The sequence below is a fragment of the Pseudoalteromonas sp. S554 genome (genome assembly GCF_005930865.1).
GTDB lineage: Bacteria > Pseudomonadota > Gammaproteobacteria > Enterobacterales > Alteromonadaceae > Pseudoalteromonas > Pseudoalteromonas marina.
In genome coordinates this window covers 1-472 of sequence record NZ_PNDV01000138.1, presented here as the reverse complement: position 1 = coordinate 472, position 472 = coordinate 1, and the positions used below count along the sequence as shown (strand labels likewise).

1 pseudogene is annotated in these 472 nt (G+C 41.1%); it reads left to right on the top strand.

Annotated elements, in window-relative coordinates:
• Positions 1 to 86: 86 nt before the first annotated feature.
• Positions 87 to 472: pseudogene (locus tag CWB65_RS19185) on the top strand (transposase); the annotation flags it as partial.

Here is a 472-nt window from a genome sequence, read left to right as displayed (position 1 = left end):
GCACCTGGCTGTAGTGGCATAGTTAATTTGGCCACCCATTAAGAAAGAAATGTTATGCTAATAAGCATACAAATTTGGGTGAAAAAATGACGAAATTAAAACGCGCAACGTATTCTGCGGCAATCAAATTAGAAACAGCTCAGCTTGTAGTTGACCAAAGTTATACTCAAGAAGAAGCAGCCAAAGCGATGGGGGTGGGTAAATCAACCGTCAGTAAGTGGGTTACTCAATTAAAGCAAGAGCGGAGTGGCCAGACACCATCTGCTTCACCAATGACGCCCGAACAAATTGAAATCCGCGAACTTAAAAAGCAAATCCAACGCATTAAATTAGAAAAGGATATATTAAAAAAGGCTACCGCTCTCTTGATGTCCGACTCCCTGAACAATTCTCGTTAATTGAGAAACTAAATCAACGAGAGCGTTACCCAAGTAGGGTGCTGTGTAACGTATTCAATTTGCATAGTAGAAGG